Origin of the sequence: Streptomyces sp. TLI_55, assembly GCF_900206255.1 — a bacterium.
Taxonomy (GTDB): Bacteria; Actinomycetota; Actinomycetes; order Streptomycetales; family Streptomycetaceae; genus Streptomyces; species Streptomyces aquilus.
The window spans coordinates 9,226,378-9,251,785 of the sequence record NZ_OAOJ01000001.1 but is presented as its reverse complement, the minus strand read 5'-3'; the positions used below and the strand labels follow the sequence as shown (position 1 = coordinate 9,251,785).

The window sequence follows — 25,408 nt, the reverse complement described above, 5'->3', positions numbered from 1 at the left end:
GGGTGGCGGGGACGATCAGGGTGTCGAGTGCGGTGATGGCTCCGGCCAGGCTGGTGATGACCGCAGCCCCAACGGCACTGCCTTCCGAACCGGTCGCTTGTGATGCTGTGCCAGGACATTCCCTTGACGGACGCGCCTGGCGGTTGGCCGGCGAGGGCGGGCCCTCGTCAGGGAAGCTGCGGGTAGAGCGCCGAGACTCCCCCGGACAGTGCCGCCTGCGCCTGGCGGGCCGCGTTGTCGGCGAGGATCTCGTAGGCGCCGGCGGCGATGCCGTCCACGGCGATGCGCGCGATGTCGGCCGGGTCGGACTTGGCCGCGTCGACGGTTCGGACCATGTCGGTGTCCATGTAGCCGACGTGCAGACCGGCCACGCGGATGCCCTGGTCGGCCAGTTGCACGCGCAGGGTGTTGGTGAGCGACCACTCCGCGGATTTGGCGGCGCAGTAGGCGCCGAACTCCGGGAAGCTGACCCAGGACAGGCCGGACAGGACGTTCAGCATGGCCCCGCCACCGTTGGCCGCGATCTGGGGTGCGAAGGCGCGGGCCACTGTCAGGGTGCCGAGGTAGTGGGTGTTCATCTCCAGGCGGATCTCGTCCAGGTCGGCGGTGAGCAAGTCGGCGCCGGTGGAAGATCCCGCGTTGTTGACCAGGATGGTCACATCGCCGGTGGCCGCCGCGGCGGCCGCGACGGAGGCGGGGTCGGTGATGTCGAGCGCGATCGGCTTCGCGCCGGGCAGGTCGACCTGGTCGGGGTTGCGGGCGCCTGCGTAGACGGTGGCGCCGCGGCTGAGCAGTTCGGCGGCGAGGGCCCGACCGAAGCCCCGGTTCGCTCCGGTGACGAGGGCGGTACTGGCGGAGAGGTCCATGGAGGTTCCCGGTGAAGTGGAGAGGAGATGACCAGGGCGGTGACGGCGTGACCTGACGCGACCCCAGTCCATTAGATTACGATCGTAAGAGTAAGGGGGCCGAGTCGGTGATCGCAACCGATCCGCCTGGTGAATGACGCCGAGCCGGGCTTCTTGCCGGAACACTGTCAAGGAGTTGATCGATGTGGGCAAGGCCGAGTACTTCGGCGTGGAGAGGCGCTGGACGCAGTGAGAGGAACCTTCCAGTCCCACTACAGCTGGCTGCAAGCGGACGTCGCACGCCATGAACTCCGGCACCGCTGGGCCGAGTTCTTCCGTGAGTTCGACGTCCTGCTCATGCCGGCGACTCCGACCACTGCGCCACCTCATCACACCAAGCCGATCGACAGGTTCGGCCGACGGATCCAGGTGGACGGGCATTCCCGTTCCTACTGGGATCAGGTCAAGTGGAGCGCCATCGCCAATGTGGCCGGCTCTCCGGCGACGACCATCCCCGTCCGAACGGGCCGGGACGGTCTGCCCGTCGGGCTGCAGGCGATGGGGCCGAGCGGCGGCGACCTCACGACCATCAAGTTCGCCGAGCTCCTGGGCCGGGAAATCGAGGGCTACCAGCCTCCTCCGGCCTTCGCGTGACGATCAGCCGGCCGTCCCCGCACGGGTGAACGGCCACCGGATGGCCCGCACGGCTTCACTCGCCGTCGGGCGCCATCGAGACCACGACCTTGCCTGCCTTGGTGCGGCCCTGCTCGACGTACGCCATCGCCTCGAGGGTCTGGTCGAAGGGGAAGGTGCTGTCGACGACCGGGCGGAGCTTCCCGCTGTCGTAGAGGGCGCCGAGCTTGCGCAGCTGAGAGCCGTTGGCCCGCATCCAGAGGAACTCGTAGCGCACGCCCAGCTTCTTTGCCTGCTTGCGGATCTTGCGGCTGAGGGTGTTCATGACCAGGCCCAGGACGGCGGGGGCGCCGACTTGCTTGGCGAAACCCGCGTCGGGCGGGCCGACGACACTGATGGCCAGGCCGCCGGACTTCAGTACGGTCAGTGACTTCTCGAGGTTCGCCCCGCCCAGGGAGTCCAGCACCAGGTCGTAGCCCGAGAGCACCGTGGAGAAGTCTTCCTTGGTGTAGTCGACGACGACGTCGGCGCCCAGGCTCCTGACCAGCTCCTCGGACCTGGTGTTCGCGGTCGTCGCCACCGTGGCGCCGAGGTGCTTGGCGAGCTGGATGACCGTCGACCCGAGGCCGCCGGCTCCGGCGTGGACGAGCACTTTCTGGCCCGGCTTCACGTGCGCGCGCTCGACGAGGACCTGCCAGGCGGTCAGGGCCACCAGCGGTACCGCGGCCGCCTCCTCCAGGGAGAGTGAGGCCGGCTTGGGCGCCACATCGTCCACGTCGATCGCGATGTACTCCGCGAAGCCCCCGACCCGCAGGTCGCGCGGGCGGGCGTAGACCTCGTCGCCGACCTCGAAGCCGTGCACGGCGGAGCCGACCTGTGTCACGACGCCGGCCACGTCGTGGCCGAGCACGAACGGACGCTTGTACTTCAGGATCTGCTTGAAATCACCGTTGCGGACCATCTTGTCCAGCGGGTTGATGCTGGCGGCGCTCACTCTGACCAGAACATCGCGGGCTCCGACGGTGGGCTTGGGCACGTCGGCGGCGCGGGCGCCGTCCTTGCCGTACTTCTCGACGACGAATGCCTTCATGGCGGCCGCCTTTCTGCGTGGGTGTCTCGGTGGTCGGTGTGATTCTTGGGACGGGTCCCCTGTGCGCCTGCTTCTCGTCTGCGGCAGGGGTGACGTGCCGATCATGACGGTACTAGCTGAGTATGGAAAAGTAAACTCAGAGGAGGTTAGAATCACCCCCATGGACGCAACGACCGAAGCCCTGCAGGACGACGCCGGCACGTTTCCCCATCTCGACCGGGACACGTCGAACTGCTCGATCGCCCGAACCCTTGAGATCGTGGGCGAGAAGTGGACGATCCTGATCCTGCGCGAGGTCTGGTACGGCTCGTCCCGTTTCAGCGAGTTCGAACGCGTCCTCGGCTGCCCTCGCAACCTCCTCGCGGCGCGACTCAAGATGCTCGTGGAGGAAGGGATCCTGGCCACGGAGACCTACAAGGAGCCGGGCTCACGCAGCCGGCCGAAGTACGTGATCACCCCCAAGGGCATGGATCTGGTCCCGGCCGTACTGGGACTCCTGCAGTGGGGGGATCGCTACCGCGCCGACCCGGAGGGCCCGGCCATGCTGTCCCGGCACCGTGGATGCGGCGCACATGTCGACGCCCAGATCCGCTGCGACCAGGGCCACGCCGTACTGCCGGAAGACATCGAGAGCATCCCCGGCCCCGCGTTTCGCCTGAGGCCCGCCGAGTGAACTGAGCGCGGTGGCGCCGGGACCTCGCGACGGGCCCGGTCCGTTCAGGTGCGCTCACACTCGCCCGGTCCGGCCCGGGTCCGCGTTCCGACGGTCGCCACCGGGACGGCCTGGACCACCCGTGGCGATTGCGGGCGTCGGTCGCCGGACGTGGACCAGGCGGCCCCGAGAATCAAACAATGCCCGTTCCCGCCCCTGCCGAGCGCGGCCCGGAAGCGGTCACGCACCCACCACTACTGCAGGCAGGTCACACCACAGGAGCAGGCAATGCCCGCACAAGTAGCGCGGCAATCACGGCGGCGCGTGCGGCGGGCACGGTCGGAACCCTGCACCCCGGCTCGGCCGTCGCCATCCTGAGCTGCGTCTCCAGCGCCCACACGACTGCGATCGCGCGGACCGAGTAGTGCAGCCGTGAGCGGGGGGTCGCGCACGCCTTGCGCACCGGGGCGCGGCTCGTCGCCGTCCGAGAGGGGGAGTTCCGCCCGCGCCCCGAAGTGGCGCGGGATCAGACCGGATCGACGAAGATGTCGAGCGCGAGATCGCCCGCGAAGTCGGCGGGACTGTAGGCGGACAGGTCGGTGACGCCTTCGTCGAGCAGGACCTCGTCGTCGATGAACAGGTTGCCGGTGCACTTGCGCGCGTCACGCGTGAGGACGGCGTAGGCGGCGTCAGCCATGATCTGCGGACTACGGGCCTGTCCGGCGCCGCCGACCACGTTGCGTACGGCGGCGGTGTCGATCAGGGTCCGCGGCCACAGTGAATTGGCGGCGATGCCGTCGGCGGCGAGCTCCTCGGCGAGCCCAATGGTGCACAGACTCATCCCGTACTTCGACAGCGTGTAGCCGAGATGCCTGCCCACCCAGTGCGGCGCGAGGTTCAACGGCGGCGAGAGCGTGAGGATGTGCGGGTTGTCCGCCTCCCGCAGGTGCGGGATCGCGGCCTTGCTCAGCAGAAACGTGCCGCGCGTGTTGATGTCCTGCATCAGGTCGTACCGCTTCATCTCCAGCTGCTCCGTCGACGACAGGTCGATCGCGCTGGCGTTGTTCACCACGATGTCGACGCCGCCGAAGGCAGTGACGGCGGCGTTGACAGCGGTGCGTACGTCGTCGTCGTCGCGGACGTCACCGACGACCGCCAGCCCCTTGCCGCCCGCGCGCTCGATCTCCTCGACCGCGGTGTGAACCGTGCCTTCGAGCTTCGGGTGCGGTACGGCGGTCTTGGCGAGCATCACCACGTTCGCACCGTCGCGGGCCGCGCGCAGGGCGATGGCGAGTCCGATGCCGCGGCTGCCGCCCGACATCAGGACGGTCTTGCCGACCAGCGTCTGTGTCATGGTCGAACCTCCACAATCGATTGGTGAACTAATCATAAGCAGCACGAATGATATGGTCCGCGCATGACTTCCACTCCCGCACGCCAGAGCGACCGGCTCTACCACGAGCTCCTCGCCCCCAAAGAGACCCAGTCCGTACGCGCCGCCGTGCGCCGGATCGCGGAGCAAGAAGTGGCTCCGCACGCCGCGGCGATCGCGAACGGCGACGAGCGCACCGACGGCTTCCCCCGGCAGGTGTTCGACGCGCTCGCATCGGCGGGGGTCTTCCGGATCCCCTTCCCCGGCGAGGTCGGCGGCGACGGTCTGACCCACCCGGCGACCGCCACCGCAGCGGCGATCGAGGAACTGGCCTACTACTCCAGCAGCGTCGCGGCCGTCTTCGACGTGCACTGCATCCTGGCGGGCAACGCCCTGCGCCAGGGCACCGAGGAGCAGCAGCAGCGCTGGCTGCCCAAGGTCGCGGAGGGCTCGGTGGTCGGCGCGTTCGCCACCACCGAGCCGGACGCCTCCAGCGACCTGTCTCCGCAGGCCGTTCGGACCGAGGCCGTACGCACCGAGACCGGCTGGGTGCTCAACGGCCACAAGCGGTGGATCTCCAACTCGCCCGTGGCCGCCTTCGTGGTGGTTCTCGCCCGCACCGGCGAGCGGCTGAGCATGTTCATCGTCGACACAGCACTTCCGGGCGTTCACGTCGGCCTCGCCGACCGCAAGATGGGCAACCGCGGCCAGCTCACCGCGGACATCCGCTTCTCGGACGTACACCTGTCCGACGACGACCTCCTCGGCGGCACCGAGGGACACGGACTGCGCCACGCACTGACCACCCTCACCTACGGCCGGATCGGCATCGCGGCCGCCGGGGTCGGCATGGCACAGGCCGCCTTCGACCACACCGTGAGCCACCTGTCGGCGCGCCACGCCTTCGGCAGGCCGGTGGCCGCCAACCAGCACTGGCAGTTCCTGCTCGCCGAGCGGGCCACCGAGATCGACAACGCCCGCACCCTCGTCACCAAGGCGGCCCTTCGCCTGGACGCCGGCAACCCGTCCCCGGAACCCGAGGCCGCGATGGCGAAGTACTACGCCACCAAGCTGTCGGTGGACATGGCACGCGACGCCGTCCAGGCCTTCGGAGGCCTCGGCTTCGCCCGCGAACTCGGCGCCGACGGCAGCCCCGGCCCCGTCGAGGCGATCTACCGGGACAGCAAGATCGGCGAGATCTACGAGGGCACCAACGAGATCCAGAAGTGGGTCATCGCCCGGCAGATCTTCGGCCGGGCCATCGTCGGCTGACGGCCCCGCCGCGTTCCCTGCCCTGTGAGCCCCTCTTCCCCGCACCGAGACCGCCGCCCGGACCGGCCGCCTCCGGCGTTCTCGTACGATGGACCCAGACGATACGCAGGGCTAACCATAGGCGGGATAAACGATGTCCGAGGCTCCGCTGGTACCGGGGACGGTGGCCGAACACACCATCTGCCTGCTGGTCAAACTCGGACAGGTGGCATTCAGGATCGCCGAAGACGGCCTCAGCGCCACCGGCCTGCGCGTGCGTCACTACAGCGTCCTGCAGGCCCTGGCCGACAACGGGGCCATGCCGCAGCTGGCGCTCGGCTCGTTCCTGCGCATCGACCCGGCGACGATGGTGACGAGTCTCGACGACCTGGAACGGGCCGGATACGCCGAGCGGACACGCGATCCGCAGGACCGACGCCGCTACGCCGTCAACATCACCGACGACGGGCGCAAGGTCCTGGCCGACCTCAACCGCACACTCGTCGGCCTCGACACCGAAATCCTCCCCGACCTCGGCACCCCTGAGCGGCACTCGCTGCACGCCCTGCTGAGCAGCCTTGCCGAGAGTCCCGCTCTCACCGCCATGTTCGACGCCGTCCGCGAGCAGAGCGGCGCGAAGAGGGCTTGACGTGCTCCCCGGCCCAGGCCGTGGGGTGAGTTGACAGATGCGGCGTGGGAGCGGACAGCTCCGCTGCTGCCGGGTGCGGATGGTCGTGGGCGGTCCTGGCGGGAACACCGGCAGGTCGTGAACGGCGTGTTGTGGCGGTTGCGGACGGGAGCGCCCGACGACGCGGCCGGGCGCCGATACCTCTTGCCCGGTCACAGCCTGGGGACCCGCCTGCGGCCCGAGAGGCCGATGGAACCGACCGCAGAGATCCTGCCGCTCTTCGACGAGAAGCCCTCCCAGCCAGTCGCCGACCTGACCATCGATGGTAAGTGGATCGACTTGCCTTAAGGGTGGTGAGGGAGTTACCTTCCGATAGTAAGTCCATCGACTTACCTTACTTCTCGGCAAGGAACAGAGAACATGAATCGTCTTGCGGGCAAGCGTGCCCTCATCACCGGCGGCACGAGCGGGATCGGTCTGGAGACCGCCCGGCGGTTCCTCGCGGAGGGGGCCGACGTACTGGTCACCGGCGTGACCCCCGCCAGCATCGACAGGGCCCGGCAGGTCCTCGGGGACAAGGTGCCCGTCGTGCAGGCCGACGCCCGCGATCTCGATGCACAGCGCACCCTGGCCAAGCAGGTCGGTGAGCACTTCGGGAAACTGGACGTGGCGTTCCTGAACGCGGGCGTCTCGGACTGGCGGCCCTTCGAGGACCACACGGAGGACAGCTACGACCGGCTCTTCGACATCAACGTCAAGAGCGTCTTCTTCCTCACCCAGGCCCTGGTGCCTGTGCTGGCCAACCCGTCCTCAGTCATCCTCAACGCGTCCAGCAGCGCGCACGGCGGCTACGGGAACTCGAACGCCTACGCCGCGACGAAGGCGGCTGTCGGCTCCCTGATGCGCTCATGGAACGCGGACCTGCTCAAGTCGCACGGCATCCGCTTCAACGCGGTCAGCCCCGGCCCGGTGGACACCCCGCTGTACGCCAAGCTCGGGATCGAGGACCCCGCGGTGCAGGCGGCGGTCCTGGAGCGGATCAGCGCCGGCATCCCGCTGGGCCGCATGGGTCTGCCGGAGGAGGTCGCGGAAGCCGTCGTGTACCTGGCCTCCGACGCCGCCGCCTTCGCGGTGGGCCAGGACCTTATCCTGGACGGCGGCCAGACCGTCCTCTGACAGCGAGGACGCGGCCGGGAAACGGGCGAGGGCGAGGGCATGGCGGTGGCGGAACGAGCGGGAACCGGTGGCGAAGCGAGCCAGGCCGGGTATCACGCGCAGATCAAAGCGGAGAACCGCGCCCGCATCATCCGCGCCGCCCGCGACCTCTTCCTCGCCCGGGGATACGACAAGACCTCCCTCGCCCAGATCGCCAAGGAGGCCCGCGTCTCCACCGGCACCCTCTTCAAGCGGTACCCCACCAAGGCCGCGCTGTTCGCGGCCGTCACCTCCGAACAATGGCAGCTGGACGTGGAGTACGCCGCGCCGCCGCCGCCCGGCGACCCCCGGTACGGTCTGGACCACATCGGCCGCGACTACGCCTGCCTGGTCTCGCGGCCGGGCACGGCGGCGCTGTGCCGCCTCATCATCACCGAGCTGCCCCAGATGCCGGAACTCGCCGACATCGTCGGCACCGGCTTCGCCATCGACCGTGGCCCGTTCTTCGACCGGCTCCGCGACTACCTGGAGGCCGAGGCAGAGGCGGGCACACTCGACTTCCGTTCGGCCGACGAACAGCGGCTGTCGGCATCCGAAGTGGCCGAACAGTTCCTCGGCATGATCTGCAGCCAGTTCCTGTGGCCCCAACTCGTACGGACCGACTTCGTCCCGCCCAACCCCACCGACGCCGCGATCGTGGACGAAGCGGTCGCCCTCATGCTCAGCCGCTACGGCACCGGATCCTGAACCCCGGACCTCCGCTTCACACCGCAAGGACTTCGACACATCGCCCTACCGTCGGCAGCGCTCGCGGTCGTCCGTCCAGGAGGTGGGCAGATACTGCCGCCGGTCGATCAGCGTGCGCCCGCGCCGGTGGATTGACCATTCTGTTCATCAACCCGCCAGCAGCAGCATCCGCCACCGGCCGCCGCGCGGGGAACCGGTGGAGGCGGCGGCCGTACGGTCACCGTCTCGGCGGCTTCCGGAACGTCGGCTTCAGTGCCGCGGCGTGGTGATCTATGCCCGCTCACCGTCATCGACGGCGGGCCGGCGCCCCGTCGACTTCGTGTACTCCGGCCTCGGCGGCACCGAGCCTGAGAGTGTCGAGGCCGAAGGCGGCGACCGGGCCGTGCGCACCGGGCTTGAGTACGGCATCCGGCTGAGCCGCGTGGGCGGCGCCCCACGCCAGGAGGGATCCCGTCATCTCGTACGGATCCGGTCCGGTGAGGGCCGTCGCGGCCAGGGCTAGGCCGTGGCCGTCGCGAGCGACGGCGGTCACCAGGGAACTCGGGCCACTATGGCCTGTCGTCAGCGTGCCACCTCGTCTCGATCGAGGTCGCGGACCAGGTCGATGGCCCGGCCCAGGGTGGCGACCCGGGCGTCGAGAGTCTCGCCGGCGGGGTAGAAACGGACGGTGTCGACACCGACGTCGCGCCACACGCACAGTCGCTCACGCACCATGTCCTCGGTTCCGATCAGCGTCGTCGCCAGCACCATCTCGTCGGTGACCAGACCGGCCGCGCCGTCCCGGTCCCCGGCCTGCCAACGGGTCCGGACCTCGGCCGCGACCTCGGCCCAACCCTGGCGGCTGTAGGCGTTGTTGTAGAAGTTCGTGGTCGCCGAGCCCATGCCGCCGAGGCTGAAGGCCAGCTCCTTCTTGCGTCCGGCCACCATCATGCGCAGGTCGTCCTCGTCCTCCGCGAAGGCGACCTCGGCGCCCTGGCAGATGTCGAGGTCGGCGCGTGTGCGGCCGGCGTTGGCAAGGCCCCGGTCCAGGTGGTCGAAGTACGCCTCTTTGGCGCCTTCGGGGACGAAACTGGTGCCCAGCCAGCCGTCGGCGATCTCACCGGTCAGGTTCAGCATCTTCGGTGAGAGAGTGGCCAGGTAGACGGGGATGTCGTGCTCGGCGCGCATGGACAGACGCATCGGCCTGGTCTCCCCGCCGGGCAGCGGGATCTGGAATTCACGGCCGGAGTGGGAGACCTTCTCCCCCGAGGCGGCCTGTCGCACGATCTCGACGGTCTCGCACATCCGGGACAGCGGCCGGTCGAAAGGCACGCCGTGCAAGCCTTCGATCACCTGCGGTCCGGAGGGGCCGAGGCCGAGGAGGAAGCGCCCCTGGGAGATCTGCGACAGCGTGATCGCGGCGCGCGCGATGGCCATCGGTGTGCGGGTGCCGAGCTGGATGATTCCCGATCCGAGAAGCATGCGCTCCGTCTTCGCGGCGAGATAGCCCAACGGCGAGGGCGCCTCGGAGCCCCATGCCTCCGCCACCCAGCAGATGTCGAGACCGAGCCTCTCCGCCTCGGTGACGTAGTCGACGATCTCCCGCCAGTCGCCGCCGGAGGCTTCGATCGTGGTGGACGTACGCATCACAGACTCGCCTCCCCCGAGGTCCGGGGGCTCTCGGCCAGCTTCTTGACCCCTTCGAGGGTGACGGCCATGTTGGCCTCGAACTCCCGCATGCGCACGAAGACGATCTTCTGTTCCTTCTCCGGCATGCGTTCGATGGCGAAGGAGAGCCCCGAGGGGGCCGGCCCCATCTGCATCCATTCCCGCAGCACCGTGCCCCCGTCCTGTGGCTCCAACGTGAACCGCCAGATCGCCGAGGGGTACTGCGGATCCTCCACCGCCCAGGCGAGCCGCTTCGGCGGCTCCCACTCGACGATGTGGGACGTGGTGGCCCACTCCCCGAACGCTTCGTGCTTGCTCCGGCCGACGAACCGGGCTCCCAGAGCGGGCCCGCCGCCGTCCAGCCATTCCACCGACTGCAGCTCGGAGCTCATGCGCGGCATCAGTTCGATGTCGGACACCAGCCTCCACACCTGGGCCGGTGGTGCGGCGATCCAGGTGTGGACCTCAACCGTCGGTTTGTCCGCGTAGCGTGCGCCCGTCCACTCCATGAACCCGCAGCCCCTCTGCCGCCAAGAGCGCTCGGATGAGCGTCTGACCAGTAAAGTTGCGTAGATAGACCCACTTGTCAAGGGTGACCTGCCGCGCAGGGCACTGCCCGGTCAGCCCGTGAACCGGGCCCGCACATCCGGGCGTTCGGCCAAGTGCGGTGGATAGCCGGGGCCCATCCGGGGGTGGGTGTTGTCCAGGGTCATGGGCTCGCCGCAGGCGGCGCACACCACCTCGGCATGCGTCTCCTGCCCGCACGTGTCGTGGCGCATCGTCACCGGTGGGCCCGCTTCGCCGGAGAGCCAGCGGTCCCCCCACCGGTTCATCACCAGCAGCACGCCGTAGAAGTCGCGCCCCTTCTCGGTGAGCACGTAGTCATGGCGGACCGGCTCCGTCTGGTAGGGCCGCTTCTCCAGCAGCCCCTCCTCCACCAGCCGGCGCAGCCGGTCCGTCAGCGTGTTGCGGGCGATCCCCAGCGACTCCTGGAACGCATCGAACCGCCGGATCCCGTAGAACGCCTCACGCAGCACCAGCGGCGTCCACCAGTCCCCGAGCAGGTCCATGGTGCGCGCGATCGAGCAGGGCCACTGCGCAAAGGATGTCCGTCTCATGACGGCCAGCATAGGTTCGTCCAGTCGTGAGACCCAGCAGGTGAACGGAGCAGCGACCGGTGCGCGCTCTCTTGTGCTCCATCAATAACGAAGTTATGTTGCCGCCATGAAACGTGACTTGCTGGGCAAGAACCTGGTTGTTACCGGAGCAGCACGCGGCATCGGCGAGAAGGTGGCCCGCCTGGCCGCCGCCCGAGGGGCCCGGGTGACCGTGATCGGCCTCGAAGCCGATCGGCTGCGCGCCCTCGCCGACGATCTGGGTCCCGGCGCCGCCTGGCGTGAGGCCGATGTGCGCGACGGGGCTGCGCTACGGTCGGCGATCGACGAGGCCGCCGAGGTCATGGGCGGCGTCGACCTCGTGGTCGCCAATGCCGGCGTCGTGGCGTACGGGACAGTGCGGCAGACGGACGAGGCGTCGTTCGAGCGGGTGCTGGACATCAACCTGAACGGCGTGTTCCGCACCCTCAAGTACGCGACGCCGCACCTGGAGCGCAGTCGTGGCCATGTGCTGGTCGTGGCGTCTGCGCTGTCGTTCATGCCGCTGGCCGCGATGGCCTCCTACGGCGCGAGCAAGGCCGGGGCCGAGCTGCTCGCGCTGACCTACCGACAGGAGGTGGCCCACCTCGGAGTCACGGTCGGCGTGGTGCACCCCTCATGGATCGACACGGACCTCGTGCGAGGCGCCGAGGCGGACCTCCCCTCGTTCCAGGACCTTCGCGCGCGACTCCCCTATCCGGGCAATGTCACCACGAGCTCCGACCGTGCGGCGGCCGCGATCGTCGACGGGCTCGTGCGCCGACGCAGCCGCGTGTATGTCCCGCGTGCGGTCGTCGTGGCCAACTGGGCCAAGGCGGCGCTGAATTCACCGCTGGCCTGGCCCTGGGCGAGGCGCTTCGCGGCCCGGGCGGTACCGTCCCTCGAACGCGAGGTCGCGGCGCTGGGGAGGCAGGACCAGGTCACGCCGGGCACAGATGCCCCTGCCCCGGAGACCAGGTCGTCCTAGCCGCGCCCGCGGCAGCGCCCAACCGCCCGGCGTCTCAGCGGCCTTGGACGATCGAGTCGTACAGGCGCGCGCCGGCCTCGTGGGAGGCTTCGGAACGTTCGCGCTCGTCACCGAGTCCGACAGTGAAGTTCACACCCATCGGCACGAGCACCTGCGCCACGGCGTCGTCGAACTCGACGAAGTGCTCAGCCAGTTCAAGGGTGATGTAACCGTGCACGTAACTCCACAGCTGGGCGGCGACGGCCTCGGGTTCCTGACGCTCGATCCTGCCGGAACGCACGAGCCGTTCGCACGCCGCGGTGACATGAGCGTGGGCTTGCCGAAAGGCCTGGGAATGCCCGCTCAGGCGACGGTCCGTATCCGGCAGCGGCCGGTATGTCGCCCGAGTGGACAGACCGAACATCAGGTCATAGAGGTGAGGGTTCTCCCGGGCCTGCCGACGGCAGGTCAGGGCCATGGCGAAGAGGTCCGCGATCGGATCCTCCGTCACCGGTACCCGGCCGAACGCCGCGCCGAGTTCCTTGAACCCGTGGTCGGCGACAGCCCTCATCAGCTCGGGGATCCCACCGAAGTGGCTGTAGACCACCATCGTCGACAGCCCGCTCGCGGACGCCACCGCGCGCACCTTCAGAGCCGACGGACCCTGCTCGGCCAGCAGGCCGACGGCCGCCTGCACAAGTCGCTCCGGTGCGTCATCGAGCCTCGCCCGCCCTGCCATGTTCCGTACGCCTCCACCGTTGACACACCAGAAATAACTTGGTTATGTAATTCTTCACGGCAATAGTACACATCATGTGTGTCCTGCCGCCTCGGATACACGCGTCCGCTCTCGGACACGTCATCACGCGCTGATCCAGTCTTCTGCCGCCCGTGCGGGCACAGCGTGTCGGGCCGAACCCGACCTCATCGCTGCGACACGCATCCGCGGCCGTTTCCACGCACTTTCCCACCCCATGAACTCAGCACGGGAGCAGAACTCATGCCATACAAAGACCAGGGCCGTCTCACGGTCGAAGATCGCGGCGCCGTTCTGATCGCGCGGGTCGACGGCGGCCCGCACCAAGAGTTCGGCCTCGACATCGCCCAGCAGCTGGAGAAGCTGGTGGCCCGAGCCGACCGTGATCCGAACATCCGTGCCGTCGTCTTCACCGGGGCACATCCCGAGCGGTTCGTCAGCCACGCCGCGGTCCGGTGGCTGCAGGAAGAGGGCGCCGCGAGCCCTACGGTCGGCCGGCGCGCTGCCTCCGCCGTCGTCCGCATGGCCAAGCACGTGGACCGATCCCGTCTCCTCGGGTCCGTGATGCGCAAAACCCCGATGCGCGGGGCTCTGCAGCTGGAACGGCTGCACAGGACCTTCCTGCGGATGAACGCCAGCGGTGTGCTCTACGTCGCCGCCCTCAACGGTTCCGCTCTCGGCCTCGGCGCAGAGTTCGCCTGGGCGTGCGATCTGCGGGTCATGGCCGAGGGCGACTTCTTCATCGGCCAGCCGGAGATCCTCCTCGGCATCATCCCGGGCGGAGGCGGCACCCAGCGGCTGACCCGCCTGATCGGCACCCACCGGTCCCTGGCCGCGATCCTCGAAGGCAAGCCGTTCACGCCCGAAGAGGCCCTCGCCAACGGGGCGGTGGACAAGGTCGTCGCGCAGGAAAAGGTGGTCGCGCAGGCGGTCGAACTCGCCGAGCACTTCGGGAAGCGGTCGAAGGGGTCGGTCGCGGCCGCCAAGAGGTCGGTGTACTTCGGCGGCTCGATGTCACTGGAGGACGGTCTGCACGTCGAACGCGCCGAGTTCTTCGCCCAGATCATGTCGGAGGAAGGCCAGAGGCTGATGCTCGACTACCAGGCCACCACCGCCGCCACCGGCGAACTCCCCCTCTACACACCGGCCACCTACGCACGAGCCCTCGCCTCGGGCAGCGTGCCGGGCCGTCGCTCGACGAGCGGGCGGTGAACCGACGATGACCACTCAGCAGTCCTTCACCCGTCACGACATCACGTTCCCTTCCGGCGACAGCAACTGCGCCGGCTGGCTCTACCTCCCCACGGGCGTCACCTCTCCGCCCGTCGTCATCCTCGGGCACGGCCTCGGCGCCGTCCGCGAGATGCGCCTGGACGCCTTCGCCGAGCGCTTCGCGCAGGCCGGCATCGCCGCGGTGGCCTTCACCTACCGCCACTTCGGCGACAGCGGCGGCCACCCTCGCCAGCTCCTGTCGATCAAGCGTCAGCTCGCCGACTGGGACGCCGCCCTCGCCTACGTCAAGGCCCGCACGGACGTCGACCGGACCCGTATCGCCGTATGGGGCAGCTCGTTCGGCGGCGGCCATGCCATCACCGTCGCCTCCCGCCACCCCGAACTGCGCGCGGCCGTGTCGCAATGCCCCTTCACCGACGGTCTCGCCTCCGCGCTCGCGCTGGGCCCTGCCGCCTCACTCAAGGTCCTCCCCGTGGTCGCCCGCGACCTGGCGGCCAGAGGCCGCGGAAAGCCGCCCGTGATGGTGCCGATCGCCGCCACCCCCGGCTCGTCGGCCCTCATGAACGCCCCGGACGCCCTGCCCGGATACCAGGCGCTCCAGCCTCCGGGAACGACGTTCCGCAACGAGGTGGCGGCGCGGGTCATCCCGACCATCCTCACCTACCGGCCCGGGCGCGCGGCCAAGAAGATCGCCATGCCGATCCTCTTCTGCGTCAGCGACACCGACTCCGTCACGCCTCCCGCCCAGACCCTCCGTTACGCGCGCACCGCTCCCAAGGGAGAGATCAAGAGGTACGACGCCGGCCACTTCGACTTCTACACCGGCGAGACCTTCGAAGTACTGGTGCGCGACCAGATCGATTTCCTCACCCGCCAGCTGAAGCCGGCAGCCGCCTCGTCAGCTCCGTGACCGGACCGCATCACACCCAGACAGGTACGCCCTCGCCATGAATTTCGCATCTCTGCCCGACCGCCGCGCGTCCCTCGACCCCGACGGGGCCGCGGTCTCGGACGGCCGCCAGACCCTCACCAACGTCCAGTTGCTGCGTCGCGTCCAGGCGGCGACCCGTCACCTCCAGGATCTCGGGATCGGCCCCGGCGATGTCGTGGCTCTCAAGCTCACCAACCGCGTGGAGTTCGTGCTCCTGCTGTTCGCCGCCTGGCGGCTCGGCGCCACCATCACGCCGGTCAACCCGAGCATGACCGACGTCGAAGTGGCCCGACAGCTCAAGGACTCCCGCGCACGCCTCCTGGTGAGCGAGGACGGCGAGGCCGCAGTGGCAGACGGGACTGACGTTCTCGCCGTCGGCGAACTGCGCGACGACGCGGCGGCGGAGCCGGATGAGGCCCCCCTTCCGGACCCGTCCGCGCTGGCCCTGCTCATCTACACCAGCGGCACGACCGGGGTTCCCAAGGGGGTGATGCTCGATCACGCCAACATCGACGCCATGGCGGACATGGGGCGTCAGGCACTGGAGGTCGGTCCGGCCGACCGGTGCCTGCTGATCCTGCCGCTCTTCCACGTCAACGGCATCGTGGTCAGCACCCTCGTACCGTTGCTGGCGGGCGCGAGCGTCACCATCGCCGACCGGTTCAATCCCCAGACGTTCTTCGAGGTGGTCGAGCGCGAGCGCCCCACGTTCTTCAGCGCCGTGCCGACGATCTACAGCATGCTCGCGGCGCTTCCGGACCAAGTCCGCCCCGACACGTCGTCCCTGCGCTTCGGAGTCTGCGGTGCGGCACCTGCGTCCGCCGAGCTGCTCACCCGGTTCGAGGCCCGTTACGGGTTCCCGCTCGTCGAGGGGTACGGGCTGTCCGAGGGAACCTGCGGCTCCACCATCAACCCTGTCGCGGGCCCTCGCCGCGCCGGAACCGTGGGACTGCCCTTCCCCGGACAGGAGATCCGGATCGTCGACGCCGACGGCAGCGAGGTGCCGCCGGGCGGGGACGGAGAGGTCGTCGTGCGGGGCCCGAACGTCATGCGGGGCTATCTCGGTCGCCCGGAGGAGACAGCCAAGGTCATCGTCGACGGCTGGCTGCACACCGGCGACGTGGGCCGACTCGACGCCGACGGATACCTGACCCTGGTCGGACGCTCGAAAGACATGATCATCCGGGGTGGGGAGAACATCTACCCCAAGGAGATCGAGGACGTCCTCGTCGGTGACCCGTCGGTACTCGAGGCCGCCGTGATCGGCGTCCCCGACGAGAAATGGGGAGAGGTCGTCGTCGCCTACGTCCAGCCCCGACCGGGTTCGACCGTCGATCCGTCTGCACTGCAGTCCCGCTGCGCGCGCAGCCTCACCGGCTTCAAGCGCCCGACCGCGTTCTTCGTGGTGGATGCCATCCCGAAGAACCCGGTCGGCAAGATCGACAAGGTCTCGCTGCGCGCTGCCCACGCCGAGGTCTCGGCGCGGTCCTGACCTCCACGGAGGGCACTTGGGCTGTTGCCGGTGGCGGCCCTCGGCTCCGTGCCAGGGACCGAGTCCAGATCCGGGACCCCGGTGCGTGAGGGCTTCGCGTCGTTCGGAGCTGAGTACCGGAGCGGGGCACCTGCCGGTCGCAGGTGCCCCGCTACGCGCTCAGCATGCGCTGGTAGACCACGGGGCGGGAAGGACACGAACCCGCGTCCACTCACCACAACCGGGCCCTTCCTCCTCGTTACCCGGCCTCCCCAGCCAGTGGGCAGAGCGGCGAAGGGGCTGTCCGATCCTTGACGGCCCCTGCGTCATGCCCCAGCAGCACGCCCCGCTCGTACGAATCCCGGCACCGTCACTGGGACTCGCTTCTATCCGGGGGCTCTGCTATCCCTGGACCCGCACAGCAGGAGGCACCAATGCAAGATCACCGCTCGGATCGGCCGACTCCCGAGCAGTGGGAGAGCACCGTGGAGCTACTCAAGGCGGTCGAGGGGACCCTGGCTGAGTCCATCGACTCCGGGGTCGTCGAGGACCACGATCACCATGTGCTTGGACTGCCCTCAGGTCTGGAAGGAGGGGCGCCCGGTGGCGCCAGAATCGAGGCGGCTCTCCACGCGATCGTGGCTGCCCGGCATCTCATTCAGCAGGCCGCACACGGAGTCGAGTTGTCCGGTCTTCCGATCCTGGAGCGGGCGCAAAAGAACTTGGCGATTGCGGGCGGGTACGTCGCCACCACTTGGACCACCGAGCTGTCCCAACACGTCAACCGGCGCCCCCGTTAGGCATCGGCTCCGCAGGATCCTCGTCTCCAGCGCCATCGCATGCCGTCTCGGCATCAGCGTCGACGCCGTCTGCTGGGGAGGGTCAATCTAACGGCCCTGCCCCCCCAATTGGCGGTGACGCACAGTCGTGCGGGGGCGTTGGCATCCGTGTAAAAGACGTCAAAGAGCTTGTACTGACGGTGTTTTCAGGGCTGTCCCCGCTGGTCATCGAGGGCGAAGTCAACGAGGGCCAGCGGGTTGTGATGCGGGCACGCACTGCGCAGGACACCTCGGTCTGTCCGGTGTACGGCGCGTCGTCGGGGCGACTGCACGGCGCTCGCCGGCAGTCGGTGGACGACCCAACTGGCGGCCGGAACCGTGGGCTTCGCCCCGCTCCTCACACCGCACGCCGACAACACCGACACGCTCACGCGCTGGATCGCCCAAATCCGCACGCTCCGTCACCACCGAAAGCGAGACAGGGCTGTTGAATTGACACACCCAAGGGCTGTCCCATAAATGATCTACGCGTGTTCGTTGACCTGCCTGCCCTCTTGTCACCCACTCAGGGCGAGGTTGTACAGGCGGGCGATGCCGAGCATCGCATGGTGGATGCCGTCGCCTCTGAGACGCCAATCGCGGAGGATCCTCCAGGTCTTCATCCGAGCAAAGACACGCTCGACACGGGCGCGGACCTTGCGGTGGGACGCGTTGTGTTCCTCTTTCCAGGCCGGGAGTTCGGTCTGGCCAGGTGCGCGGCGGTGCGGGATGATCAGGCCGGTGCCCCGGTAGCCGCTGTCGGCAATCACAGTGGTGGTGCCGACGGCGTCCTTCGCCCGGACAGCTCCCATGCCTTGCAGTCGTTGCGGTTGCCCGGCAGTGGCCGGCCGACCACGACGACGAGACGGGTGTCGGCGTCGATGACGACCTGATGGTTCGTCGAGTACCGATAGTTCTTGGACTGCTCGGCAACCGTATGGTCACGCGTGGGTACCAAGGTGCCATCCACGATCAGCACAGTGTCCTGAGTGAACCGCTTACGGGGCTGCAGCGCGAGCGCCGGCCCCAGGTGGCCGATGATGCGGTCGGCCGCGGACTTCGAGACGCCGAACAGCAGCGCCAGCTGCCGCAGCGTCAGGTTCGTGCGCCAGTACGCGGTGACCAGCAGCACCCGGTCCTCCAGCGGCAGACTCCAGGGCCTGCCCTTACGGACCGGGTCCGCGCCCTCGCTCCGCAGCGTAGTGAGTAACTTGGCGAACTGCCGTGGGCTCAGCCCGGTGAACGAGGCTATTCACGAGGGCTCCGACGCTGTGATCACACCAGCCACAGCAAGATCGTCTCACCTCTAGTACTGGCAGTTGTCGAGCCAGTCCGCCTCTTGCGCACGGCTGACGCCTCCATCACCGTCCACTACATAGGCCAACGCCTCCATGAAGGTAGATCCCAGCGGCCAGAGGCAGTGCGGCCCCACGGCGACGACGCGACCGCTGGCCGCAATGTACGCAGGGAACTGGCTCGACCACATGCCCAGAGGACTGAAGTTCTCTCCGTAGTGCCGCTCCAGCGTGGCCGCTTCCGTGGCGCCGTCGATGCAGGCGTCAACGGGGTCCATGTGCAAGCGCGAACCGGGGACACGGGACGGAGAGCTCCTGATCATCAGCTCGCCGAACTCGGCCCAGACCGCTATCGCCAGGTCGTTGAGTTCGAACCCGGCACCCTTCAGCCGCCGCGTCCAGTCCGTAATGGCGATATTGCGACCTACTGTCCACCTAGCAGCACAAAGCGCGTCCAGCACCGACGGACTGCAAGCCGTCATCGACTCACTTGTGTGCTCTATGCGCCCTCCCACTCGACTTTGCCTGTTGCCCCAGTCTGCCGCACATCCCCACCAGAGGACAGGGTTATTGGTTCCGAAGGACACGAAGATCGTTTACGGGACAGCCCTCAGCACGTTTCGATGGTGTTCGAAAGGATGGCTGGTATCCACGGGCGGTGCCTACGGTGGCCCGGAATGGGGGGCGACCACAGCGAGTTGCTTCGGTCGGCCGAGTGGCAGGTCCTCACCGGCGTCTGCTCGAACCGGCGTCACAGTGGGGCCAAGGCAGGGAGACGTCTGCGTGCAGTTCAAAAGATGTGACCCGCACAGCTGTGGTTCTCGCCCTTGGCCGTGAGGTGGTATTCGTGGCGCGGGCCGGCGTCGTGGGGCAGCCGCTCGAGCCCTCCCTGGTCGACCACAGGGTGAGCCGTTCCGTGAATACCTTGCGGAGCAGCCCAAGGCCGGCCTCGACATGGTCGAAGCGGCACACCCGGGCCACACATCGCGCGGGATCAGCGGCGACCAAGACTCACCGACCACGAGTGCTACCCCTCAGCGCCTTTTGAAGAGACCTCAAAAAGGATCCGATGACATTGATAAGGCGCTTCGACCACGTCGGCATCACCGTTGCTGACCTCGACGCCGTAACTGCGTTCTTCGTCAGCCTCGGTCTGGAGGCCGATCGGAAAATGGCCGTCGAAGGCGAGTTCCTGGACACGGTGATCGGCATGACCGGCGCCCGCACCGAGATCGTCATGCTGCGGGTGCCCGGCGGAGGTACGACACTCGAACTCTCGAGCTTCACACGGCCGAACCACCTGCCGGGTTCGCCTGCCGCACCGGCCAACGAGCTCGGCCTGCGCAACATCGCCTTCGAAGTACACGACCTCCAAGCCGCAGTCGACCATGCCGGACTCGACGGCTACGGCCTGGTGGGAGGCATCGGCGAATACGAGGGCGCGTGGCGGATGGCCTACGTCCGCGGTCCCGAAGGAATCATCGTCTCGTTGGCCGAGCGCATCCAGCAATAAGGAGAAAACATGAGCACGGCGGTGACCGACGAGCAAATTCGGGCTCTGGCCGCGACCGCGAAGCCCTACAGCCTGGCGATCCTTCAGTGGGGGCCGGAGCGGGCCATGGACGGCGCGGACGCAATCGAACTCGAACACCAACGGCGCATGGTGGCGCTGCGTGCTGAAAGGGTGATCGCGATCCTGTGCCCGGTCACCTCCGACACCGTGGCCGGCGTCGCCATCATGACGGTGCCGGCCGAGGAAGCCGAAAAGATCATGGCCGGGGACCCCTGTGTGCGAGCCGGGATGATGCGCTGCGAGGTTCACCCGTGTCACGGCTTCCCGGGGGATGCCCTCCCCGTATGAACGGTCCCGGTCAATCCTGCCAGGCCGGCAGATCGGCTTGGCCTCTCTTGCGGAGGTGTGGAATGACAACCGCCACTGCCTCCGAACCGGGCGCGAACTGCGCGCTGAGCAGCGGTTGGTGGCCCACGCCCTACGACGACGGCTACGTCACCACAGCCCGCGTGCACCCTCGACACGCCCCCTTGTCCCGCTCGCCGAAGCCTGGGACGGAGGGGAACTGCCGCCCATGCGGCTGCAGCAGACCATGCGGATCGCCGTACGCGGAGGCGACACCGGGCACACGCTCACATGGGACCCACCACGTGCCCGATCGCGCCTGTCGGGAGACGCCCCCGGGCCTCTCCGCGCGAGTGAATGCGTCGCCGCCGGCAATGCGGCGTCGGCCAGTCCATGCCGCAAGGCGCCTACCGGTGATGCCACTTACCGGCCAGGCGGGTGAGCCGAGACCCGAAGCCCACACGTGAGAAGCCGCGCCCGCTACGAAGGTCCCAACCCGTTGGTGATCTTCCAGAGGAAACTCGCCCGTACCTCTCCCCCACACCGCCGGCGCCCCGGCCGCCGTCGTCTCCCCATTCACTGCCCTGTCCGCGGGACGCTCAGTCGGTGCCGCCGACGGGAGGGTCCTGCCAGCCGGGCAGAGTCAGCTCGTCGTCGCGAAGCGACCAGAGCGGCTGCTGCCGGGACGGCGGTCCGGCAAGGACCCGCAATTGCTGCGGACGGTATTCGTCGCGCGCGTCCTCAACGCTGAAGCCCGCCGAGCCCAATACCGCGGCCATCGCCTGCATCATCGCCGCTCCGATCGCACTGGAATGCCGCAGGACCGGTTCGTCCAATTGCTTCAGCGCGAACACGCGACGCGCGCAGGCCCGCAGACGAGGGCTTGCCTGCCAGGCCACGAACACGCCGCCCGCCGCGTCGGCACCGTCATCGATGTCCACCTCGACGCCACCGGCCAGGACCGAGTCCAGGCCAGGGGCGAGCACGGGCAGGCCCGCGGCCGCCAGCTCGTTGCGGACCTTATAGGCGAGCACTTCCAAGGCCGCGGACTCTTCACTACCTACTCGTTCGAACACTTGCTCAATCTAGTCAACCGCAGACACGGAACCCTTGACCACGGCTACCAGAAACCGCATGTGCCCAGGCCCAGGTCAGCCAGCCGACTGGCCCGGCTTCGCCGTCGCAGCCTCGGCCGTCGCCGCGTGCGACGATGCGATCGCCTTGGCCTCGGTCACCAGTAGAGCCGCATGACCAAGGAAGGTGCTGGTCGACAGGCTCAACGACGGACGCGGTAGCGGATGTGAGTGGCCTCCGGCGTGTCGATCACTCGGATGATCTGCAACTCGATCTGCGACGGCAAGACGTCGAACAGGCGACGGCCATCACCGAGCAGCACCGGGATCTGATGGATCTGCACCTCATCCAACACCCCCGCCTCAAGCGCCCGTTGCGCCGTGTACGCGCCACGCACCTGCACATCCTTGTCCCCGGCGGCGGCCTTGGCCTGTGCCATCGCGCTTTCGATCCCGTCGGTCACATAGGTCACCAACGGATACCCCCAACGGGCAGCGGGGCCGGGCGGGCGGTGACTGGGCACGAAGATCGGGAGACCACCGTGATCACCGCCCCAGTGATCCATGAGCTCGGCAGTGCGTCGTCCCGCGAGCACCGCACCGGCTGCGTTCCATTCGTCCTGGAATTGCGCGGCAGGCCCCGACAGGGGGCCGGACTCGCCCTCCGGGTCGGCCCACTTGTGCAGGCGTTCGCCATCGTCGCCGCCTAGAAAGTCGTTCGGATCGGCGATGTATCCGTCGACTGACATCGACATGTCGAGCACTGATGCGGGCACTTCGACCCCCTGTTGGTTTCGACCAGCCTGATACGACTGTGCTGTAGACCCGGCATCGCGGCATTACTCATCGCGCATCGCAGCGGCAACAGCACGCGCGAGCCTGTGTGCCTCTTCAGCCACCATCGCCATCTGGGCCGTGTACCGCAAATTGCAGCCCGGGCGTGAGGAAGAGCGGCTACTTCAGCGGCTTCGCTGACTGTCGGCCCGCAGCGGGCGCGAAGCCGGGCTCGAGGAGGTCGAAGATTTCCTCCACTGCGGCCAGCGGGTTCTCGGCGTCCCGGGCCAGGGAGTAGGCATCCAGGGTGAAGCGGGCGAGGACACGACATGCGGTGGCTGACGTGGGTGCCTCGGGGTCTGAGGCGATGGCGGAGACGAGGGCCTGCTCGTGCCGCGCCTGCATGTGGGAGGTGTAGCCGCGCAGCGCGGCCGAGCTTTCGACGAGGGTCCAGAACGAGATGGATTTCGGTGTGGAGAACCATCGGGCGGCGTTGAGCGCCTCGGCGCGCAGCGCGTTGAGCAGCGACTGATCGGGGCTTCGGTTCGCCACGGCGCCGACCAGGCGTTCTTCGTGGTGTTCGTCCTGGTCGAAGACCAGCGCCTCCTTCGAGGCGAAGTGTGCGAACACGGTGGTCACGGCGACGTCCGCAACGCCGCGGCCGAGGCCACCGAGAGACAGTCCGGCGGCGGGCTGCCGGCCTCGTTGTCGAGGTGGCAGCGGGCGGTCGGGCGTCAGGGGCGGCTTCGGGGTGTGTGCGCGAAGCGCCGAACACCACAATGATTCGAAGCCAGTCGAACATACTCACAGCCCCTGTAGCCGTTCCGCTTCCGCCGGCACCTGGTCCGGTGTGGTGTGCGCATCCGGATCGGTGGAAGGGTGCGGCACCGTCGAGTCTGCCGCGGGCTTGGTCCTGGCCAGCCACAGGCTGGTGAAGACCGCGGTGGCCAGGGTGACGGCGCCGGCGACGACGAAGGCGTTGCCGAGTCCGGTCTCCAGGGAGGCGCCGCCGGTTTGCCGGGCGCGGACGACGGCGCCGAGCACCGCCACGCCCAGCACCGCGCCGATCTGCCGGGTGGTGCTGCTGATGCCGGAGGCGAGGCCGCCCTCCTGGGGACTGACCGCTTGGATGGCGGCGCCGGTCAGGGGGGACATGGTCAGGGCGAAGCCGGCGCCGATGACTCCCAGCCGCCACCACACGTTCCCGTAACCGGTGTCGGCGTGCACCGTGCCCAGCGCCAGCAGCCCTGCTCCGGCCAGGGCCAGCCCGATGGTGACGACTATTCGGAATCCGTACCGGGCGGCGAGCCGGCCCGCGAACGGGCTGACGATGACCATGGCGAGGGAAACGGGAAGGGTTTGCAGGCCGGCACGCAGGATGGAGCTGCCCTGGACGTACACGAAGAACTGGGAGAAGAAGAACGACGAGCCCATGAGCGCGAACCCCACCACGATCATGGCGGTGTTCGACACGGTGAACAGCCGCTCCCTGAACAGCCGCAGTGGCAGCATCGGTGCCGAGCGACGCGCTTCGACGGCGACGAAGGCGGCGAGGAGGATCGCCGCCGCGGCGAAGCTTCCCAGGATGACCGGTGCGGTCCAGCCGCGGGCGCCGCCCTCGATCAGCCCGTAGGTCAGGGCCCCCACCGCCAGACAGGACAGCACCGTGCCCGGGACATCGATCGCGGGGGCGTTCGGATTGCGGGATTCGCCGAGGTGGCGCAGGCCGACCAGCAGCAGGACCACGCCGATGGGCAGATTGACCAGGAAGATGGCCGGCCAGCCGAAGGCATCGGTCAGCACGCCGCCGGCCACGGGCCCCGCGGCCAGGCCGATGCCGCTGAATCCGGCCCACAGCCCGATCGCCTTGATGCGTTCGCGCGGTACGGGATATGCGGCGGCGAGCAGGGCCAGCGAGGCGGGGCTCAGTGCCGACGCCCCGACGCCCTGCAGCATCCGGCCGGCGATGAGCCAGCCGACCGAGGGCGCGAGGCTGCACAGCACCGATGCCGCGGTGAACACCGCCGCGCCGGCCAGGTACACCCGCTTGCGGCCGAACCGGTCGGCGAACACGCCGCCGGACAGCAGCAGCATCGCGACCAGCAGCACGTACGCGTCGACGATCCACTGCAGCCCGGTCAGCCCTGTGTGCAGCCGGTGCTGCATGTCGGGCAGCGCCGCTCCGACGATCGTGTTGTCGAGCAGCACCATGAATTGGCCCAAGCAGGTCACGGTGAGCAGCACGGCCCGGTCGGGTCGACCGCCTCCAGCCGCGGGCGATGCAGTCATGGGGTTCCTCTCCCTCGTCGTCGCGCCTCGCCACGGCTGATACGGCCGACTTCCGGGCGCCCTAACGCAGTTCCGGACTGCGTTAGGTGACTGTAGGGAGACTCCACCCACTAACGCAAGTCACAACTGCGTTAAGCTGGGGGGATGGAAGAGCCACAGAGGACCCGGCGACCCGGCGGGCGCGGCGCCCGGGTCGGCGCGGCGGTGCATCAGGCCGTCACCGACCTGATCAACGAGCGCGGCTACGGCAAGTTCACCGTCGGCGACGTCGCGGCTCGCGCGGGTGTGGCCGACAGCAGCATCTACCGCCGGTGGGGCAACCTGGAGGCCCTGCTCGCCGACGTGGTGCTCACCCGCCTCAACGCCAGGTCACCCATGCCCGACACCGGAAGCCTGGCCGGCGACCTGCGCACGTACGCGGCCCAAGTGGCCCGCGAGATCACCGGACCCGACGGCCTGGCCTTGCTGCGCCTGGCCGTCGCCCTGTCCGGCAACGGCGAACAAGGCGTGCAGGCACGCGACGACCTCCTCGCCGAACGCGCCCGCCAACTGGAGTCCATGCTCGATCGCGCCCGCGAGCGCGGCGAACACGCACCCGACGCGCTCGGCGTGCTGGACCATGTGATGGCCCCGATGTACATCCGAGTCCTGTTCGGCCTGGGGCCGCTCACCCCGGACTATGTCGACGGTCTGGTCGACCGGCTGCTGTGACCGCACGCCTCCCCCACCGACCCGCTCCGCGACAGCCAAGTCCGCACCGGCCGCCGGCTCGCCCCTGAGCCGGTGCTG

27 protein-coding genes and 2 pseudogenes are annotated in these 25,408 nt (G+C 68.7%); 15 read left to right on the top strand and 14 right to left on the bottom strand.

Features of this window, described 5'->3' with window-relative positions; genetic code table 11:
* Window positions 1–167 precede the first annotated feature (167 nt).
* Window positions 168–866, bottom strand: coding sequence for an SDR family oxidoreductase (locus tag CRP56_RS42265; RefSeq protein WP_097273346.1), 699 nt, complete (start codon window positions 864–866; stop codon window positions 168–170).
* Window positions 867–1,094: 228 nt separating this feature from the next.
* On the opposite strand from CRP56_RS42265, the gene CRP56_RS42260 reads away from it, so the two are divergent.
* The gene (locus CRP56_RS42260; RefSeq protein ID WP_218878025.1) at window positions 1,095–1,499 is read left to right on the top strand and encodes an amidase family protein; all 405 of its coding nucleotides are present in this window, start codon (window positions 1,095–1,097) and stop codon (window positions 1,497–1,499) included.
* A gap of 55 nt (window positions 1,500–1,554) precedes the next feature.
* Here the strand turns inward: CRP56_RS42260 and CRP56_RS42255 are convergent, their stop codons facing one another.
* On the bottom strand, window positions 1,555–2,568 hold the full coding sequence (locus CRP56_RS42255) for an NADP-dependent oxidoreductase (RefSeq protein ID WP_097273342.1): 1,014 nt from the start codon (window positions 2,566–2,568) through the stop codon (window positions 1,555–1,557).
* Between the two features lie 160 nt (window positions 2,569–2,728).
* On the opposite strand from CRP56_RS42255, the gene CRP56_RS42250 reads away from it, so the two are divergent.
* Entirely contained in the window at window positions 2,729–3,241 is a 513-nt protein-coding gene (locus tag CRP56_RS42250; RefSeq protein WP_097273341.1) for a winged helix-turn-helix transcriptional regulator, read from the top strand.
* Window positions 3,242–3,746: 505 nt separating this feature from the next.
* On the opposite strand, the gene CRP56_RS42245 is transcribed toward CRP56_RS42250, so the two are convergent.
* Window positions 3,747–4,574: an SDR family oxidoreductase gene (locus CRP56_RS42245; RefSeq protein WP_097273338.1), complete on the bottom strand. Its 828-nt coding sequence runs from the start codon at window positions 4,572–4,574 to the stop codon at window positions 3,747–3,749.
* 63 nt (window positions 4,575–4,637) lie between these two features.
* On the opposite strand from CRP56_RS42245, the gene CRP56_RS42240 reads away from it, so the two are divergent.
* The 5 genes and pseudogenes from CRP56_RS42240 to CRP56_RS42220 all read left to right on the top strand — a co-directional run bounded on the left by CRP56_RS42240 (window position 4,638) and on the right by CRP56_RS42220 (window position 8,373).
* Window positions 4,638–5,864, top strand: a complete 1,227-nt coding sequence (locus CRP56_RS42240; protein ID WP_097273336.1) for an acyl-CoA dehydrogenase family protein — start codon at window positions 4,638–4,640, stop codon at window positions 5,862–5,864.
* Between the two features lie 133 nt (window positions 5,865–5,997).
* Window positions 5,998–6,492 (top strand): MarR family winged helix-turn-helix transcriptional regulator, encoded by a 495-nt coding sequence (locus CRP56_RS42235; RefSeq protein ID WP_097273334.1) that lies wholly within the window; start codon window positions 5,998–6,000, stop codon window positions 6,490–6,492.
* Window positions 6,493–6,522: 30 nt separating this feature from the next.
* A pseudogene (locus tag CRP56_RS46910) lies at window positions 6,523–6,672 on the top strand (transposase); the annotation flags it as partial.
* 219 nt (window positions 6,673–6,891) lie between these two features.
* A complete protein-coding gene (locus CRP56_RS42225; protein WP_097273330.1) occupies window positions 6,892–7,647 on the top strand; it encodes an SDR family oxidoreductase in 756 nt (251 codons plus the stop codon).
* Window positions 7,648–7,686: 39 nt separating this feature from the next.
* Window positions 7,687–8,373: a TetR/AcrR family transcriptional regulator gene (locus tag CRP56_RS42220; RefSeq protein ID WP_097273328.1), complete on the top strand. Its 687-nt coding sequence runs from the start codon at window positions 7,687–7,689 to the stop codon at window positions 8,371–8,373.
* 286 nt (window positions 8,374–8,659) lie between these two features.
* On the opposite strand, the gene CRP56_RS42215 is transcribed toward CRP56_RS42220, so the two are convergent.
* From CRP56_RS42215 to CRP56_RS42200, 4 genes are all read right to left on the bottom strand, one after another.
* The gene (locus tag CRP56_RS42215) at window positions 8,660–8,905 is read right to left on the bottom strand and encodes a hypothetical protein (RefSeq protein ID WP_179851262.1); all 246 of its coding nucleotides are present in this window, start codon (window positions 8,903–8,905) and stop codon (window positions 8,660–8,662) included.
* A gap of 29 nt (window positions 8,906–8,934) precedes the next feature.
* Window positions 8,935–9,999 carry an LLM class flavin-dependent oxidoreductase gene (locus tag CRP56_RS42210; RefSeq protein WP_097273326.1) on the bottom strand — a complete coding sequence of 355 codons (1,065 nt, stop codon included), beginning with the start codon at window positions 9,997–9,999 and terminating at the stop codon, window positions 8,935–8,937.
* Window positions 9,999–10,529 carry an SRPBCC family protein gene (locus CRP56_RS42205; RefSeq protein WP_059210380.1) on the bottom strand — a complete coding sequence of 177 codons (531 nt, stop codon included), beginning with the start codon at window positions 10,527–10,529 and terminating at the stop codon, window positions 9,999–10,001. Before CRP56_RS42205 ends, CRP56_RS42210 begins: the two co-directional genes overlap by 1 nt.
* Before the next feature lie 111 nt (window positions 10,530–10,640).
* Window positions 10,641–11,138 (bottom strand): winged helix-turn-helix transcriptional regulator, encoded by a 498-nt coding sequence (locus tag CRP56_RS42200; RefSeq protein ID WP_097275052.1) that lies wholly within the window; start codon window positions 11,136–11,138, stop codon window positions 10,641–10,643.
* A gap of 106 nt (window positions 11,139–11,244) precedes the next feature.
* Between CRP56_RS42200 and CRP56_RS42195 the strand changes: the two genes are divergently transcribed.
* Window positions 11,245–12,141, top strand: coding sequence for a short-chain dehydrogenase/reductase (locus CRP56_RS42195; RefSeq protein ID WP_097273324.1), 897 nt, complete (start codon window positions 11,245–11,247; stop codon window positions 12,139–12,141).
* Between the two features lie 34 nt (window positions 12,142–12,175).
* On the opposite strand, the gene CRP56_RS42190 is transcribed toward CRP56_RS42195, so the two are convergent.
* Window positions 12,176–12,859: a TetR/AcrR family transcriptional regulator gene (locus CRP56_RS42190; protein ID WP_097273322.1), complete on the bottom strand. Its 684-nt coding sequence runs from the start codon at window positions 12,857–12,859 to the stop codon at window positions 12,176–12,178.
* 261 nt (window positions 12,860–13,120) lie between these two features.
* Between CRP56_RS42190 and CRP56_RS42185 the strand changes: the two genes are divergently transcribed.
* The 4 genes from CRP56_RS42185 to CRP56_RS42170 all read left to right on the top strand — a co-directional run bounded on the left by CRP56_RS42185 (window position 13,121) and on the right by CRP56_RS42170 (window position 17,312).
* Entirely contained in the window at window positions 13,121–14,089 is a 969-nt protein-coding gene (locus tag CRP56_RS42185) for an enoyl-CoA hydratase/isomerase family protein (protein WP_097273320.1), read from the top strand.
* Between the two features lie 7 nt (window positions 14,090–14,096).
* Complete coding sequence (locus CRP56_RS42180; protein WP_097273318.1) at window positions 14,097–15,020, top strand: alpha/beta hydrolase; 924 nt, start codon at window positions 14,097–14,099, stop codon at window positions 15,018–15,020.
* A 37-nt stretch (window positions 15,021–15,057) separates the two neighbouring features.
* Window positions 15,058–16,533, top strand: coding sequence for a class I adenylate-forming enzyme family protein (locus CRP56_RS42175; protein ID WP_097273316.1), 1,476 nt, complete (start codon window positions 15,058–15,060; stop codon window positions 16,531–16,533).
* 464 nt (window positions 16,534–16,997) lie between these two features.
* A complete protein-coding gene (locus tag CRP56_RS42170; protein WP_143664992.1) occupies window positions 16,998–17,312 on the top strand; it encodes a hypothetical protein in 315 nt (104 codons plus the stop codon).
* Between the two features lie 536 nt (window positions 17,313–17,848).
* Here CRP56_RS42170 and CRP56_RS42165 read toward each other — a convergent pair.
* Window positions 17,849–18,582: pseudogene (locus tag CRP56_RS42165) on the bottom strand (transposase).
* Window positions 18,583–18,636: 54 nt separating this feature from the next.
* A complete protein-coding gene (locus CRP56_RS42160) occupies window positions 18,637–19,086 on the bottom strand; it encodes an SUKH-3 domain-containing protein (protein ID WP_179851261.1) in 450 nt (149 codons plus the stop codon).
* Between the two features lie 608 nt (window positions 19,087–19,694).
* Here CRP56_RS42160 and CRP56_RS42155 point away from each other — a divergent pair.
* Window positions 19,695–20,138, top strand: coding sequence for a VOC family protein (locus CRP56_RS42155; RefSeq protein ID WP_097273310.1), 444 nt, complete (start codon window positions 19,695–19,697; stop codon window positions 20,136–20,138).
* Between the two features lie 9 nt (window positions 20,139–20,147).
* Window positions 20,148–20,486 carry a hypothetical protein gene (locus CRP56_RS42150; protein WP_097273308.1) on the top strand — a complete coding sequence of 113 codons (339 nt, stop codon included), beginning with the start codon at window positions 20,148–20,150 and terminating at the stop codon, window positions 20,484–20,486.
* Window positions 20,487–21,082: 596 nt separating this feature from the next.
* On the opposite strand, the gene CRP56_RS42145 is transcribed toward CRP56_RS42150, so the two are convergent.
* The 4 genes from CRP56_RS42145 to CRP56_RS42130 all read right to left on the bottom strand — a co-directional run bounded on the left by CRP56_RS42145 (window position 21,083) and on the right by CRP56_RS42130 (window position 24,619).
* On the bottom strand, window positions 21,083–21,559 hold the full coding sequence (locus CRP56_RS42145; protein WP_097273306.1) for a hypothetical protein: 477 nt from the start codon (window positions 21,557–21,559) through the stop codon (window positions 21,083–21,085).
* 200 nt (window positions 21,560–21,759) lie between these two features.
* A complete protein-coding gene (locus tag CRP56_RS42140; protein WP_097273303.1) occupies window positions 21,760–22,332 on the bottom strand; it encodes a dihydrofolate reductase family protein in 573 nt (190 codons plus the stop codon).
* 178 nt (window positions 22,333–22,510) lie between these two features.
* Window positions 22,511–22,969, bottom strand: a complete 459-nt coding sequence (locus CRP56_RS42135; protein WP_097273301.1) for a TetR family transcriptional regulator — start codon at window positions 22,967–22,969, stop codon at window positions 22,511–22,513.
* Window positions 22,970–23,134: 165 nt separating this feature from the next.
* Window positions 23,135–24,619: an MFS transporter gene (locus CRP56_RS42130; protein ID WP_097273299.1), complete on the bottom strand. Its 1,485-nt coding sequence runs from the start codon at window positions 24,617–24,619 to the stop codon at window positions 23,135–23,137.
* Window positions 24,620–24,763: 144 nt separating this feature from the next.
* Between CRP56_RS42130 and CRP56_RS42125 the strand changes: the two genes are divergently transcribed.
* Entirely contained in the window at window positions 24,764–25,330 is a 567-nt protein-coding gene (locus CRP56_RS42125) for a TetR/AcrR family transcriptional regulator (protein WP_097273297.1), read from the top strand.
* The last annotated feature ends 78 nt before the right edge of the window (window positions 25,331–25,408 follow it).

Coding starts and splice junctions, on each gene's coding strand:
- CRP56_RS42265 (WP_097273346.1), bottom strand. CDS start 866: ATGGACCTCTCCGCCAGTACCGCCCTCGTCACCGGAGCGAACCGGGGC.
- CRP56_RS42255 (WP_097273342.1), bottom strand. CDS start 2,568: ATGAAGGCATTCGTCGTCGAGAAGTACGGCAAGGACGGCGCCCGCGCC.
- CRP56_RS42250 (WP_097273341.1), top strand. CDS start 2,729: ATGGACGCAACGACCGAAGCCCTGCAGGACGACGCCGGCACGTTTCCC.
- CRP56_RS42245 (WP_097273338.1), bottom strand. CDS start 4,574: ATGACACAGACGCTGGTCGGCAAGACCGTCCTGATGTCGGGCGGCAGC.
- CRP56_RS42240 (WP_097273336.1), top strand. CDS start 4,638: ATGACTTCCACTCCCGCACGCCAGAGCGACCGGCTCTACCACGAGCTC.
- CRP56_RS42235 (WP_097273334.1), top strand. CDS start 5,998: ATGTCCGAGGCTCCGCTGGTACCGGGGACGGTGGCCGAACACACCATC.
- CRP56_RS42225 (WP_097273330.1), top strand. CDS start 6,892: ATGAATCGTCTTGCGGGCAAGCGTGCCCTCATCACCGGCGGCACGAGC.
- CRP56_RS42220 (WP_097273328.1), top strand. CDS start 7,687: ATGGCGGTGGCGGAACGAGCGGGAACCGGTGGCGAAGCGAGCCAGGCC.
- CRP56_RS42210 (WP_097273326.1), bottom strand. CDS start 9,999: ATGCGTACGTCCACCACGATCGAAGCCTCCGGCGGCGACTGGCGGGAG.
- CRP56_RS42205 (WP_059210380.1), bottom strand. CDS start 10,529: ATGGAGTGGACGGGCGCACGCTACGCGGACAAACCGACGGTTGAGGTC.
- CRP56_RS42200 (WP_097275052.1), bottom strand. CDS start 11,138: ATGAGACGGACATCCTTTGCGCAGTGGCCCTGCTCGATCGCGCGCACC.
- CRP56_RS42195 (WP_097273324.1), top strand. CDS start 11,245: ATGAAACGTGACTTGCTGGGCAAGAACCTGGTTGTTACCGGAGCAGCA.
- CRP56_RS42190 (WP_097273322.1), bottom strand. CDS start 12,859: ATGGCAGGGCGGGCGAGGCTCGATGACGCACCGGAGCGACTTGTGCAG.
- CRP56_RS42185 (WP_097273320.1), top strand. CDS start 13,121: ATGCCATACAAAGACCAGGGCCGTCTCACGGTCGAAGATCGCGGCGCC.
- CRP56_RS42180 (WP_097273318.1), top strand. CDS start 14,097: ATGACCACTCAGCAGTCCTTCACCCGTCACGACATCACGTTCCCTTCC.
- CRP56_RS42175 (WP_097273316.1), top strand. CDS start 15,058: ATGAATTTCGCATCTCTGCCCGACCGCCGCGCGTCCCTCGACCCCGAC.
- CRP56_RS42155 (WP_097273310.1), top strand. CDS start 19,695: ATGACATTGATAAGGCGCTTCGACCACGTCGGCATCACCGTTGCTGAC.
- CRP56_RS42150 (WP_097273308.1), top strand. CDS start 20,148: ATGAGCACGGCGGTGACCGACGAGCAAATTCGGGCTCTGGCCGCGACC.
- CRP56_RS42130 (WP_097273299.1), bottom strand. CDS start 24,619: ATGACTGCATCGCCCGCGGCTGGAGGCGGTCGACCCGACCGGGCCGTG.
- CRP56_RS42125 (WP_097273297.1), top strand. CDS start 24,764: ATGGAAGAGCCACAGAGGACCCGGCGACCCGGCGGGCGCGGCGCCCGG.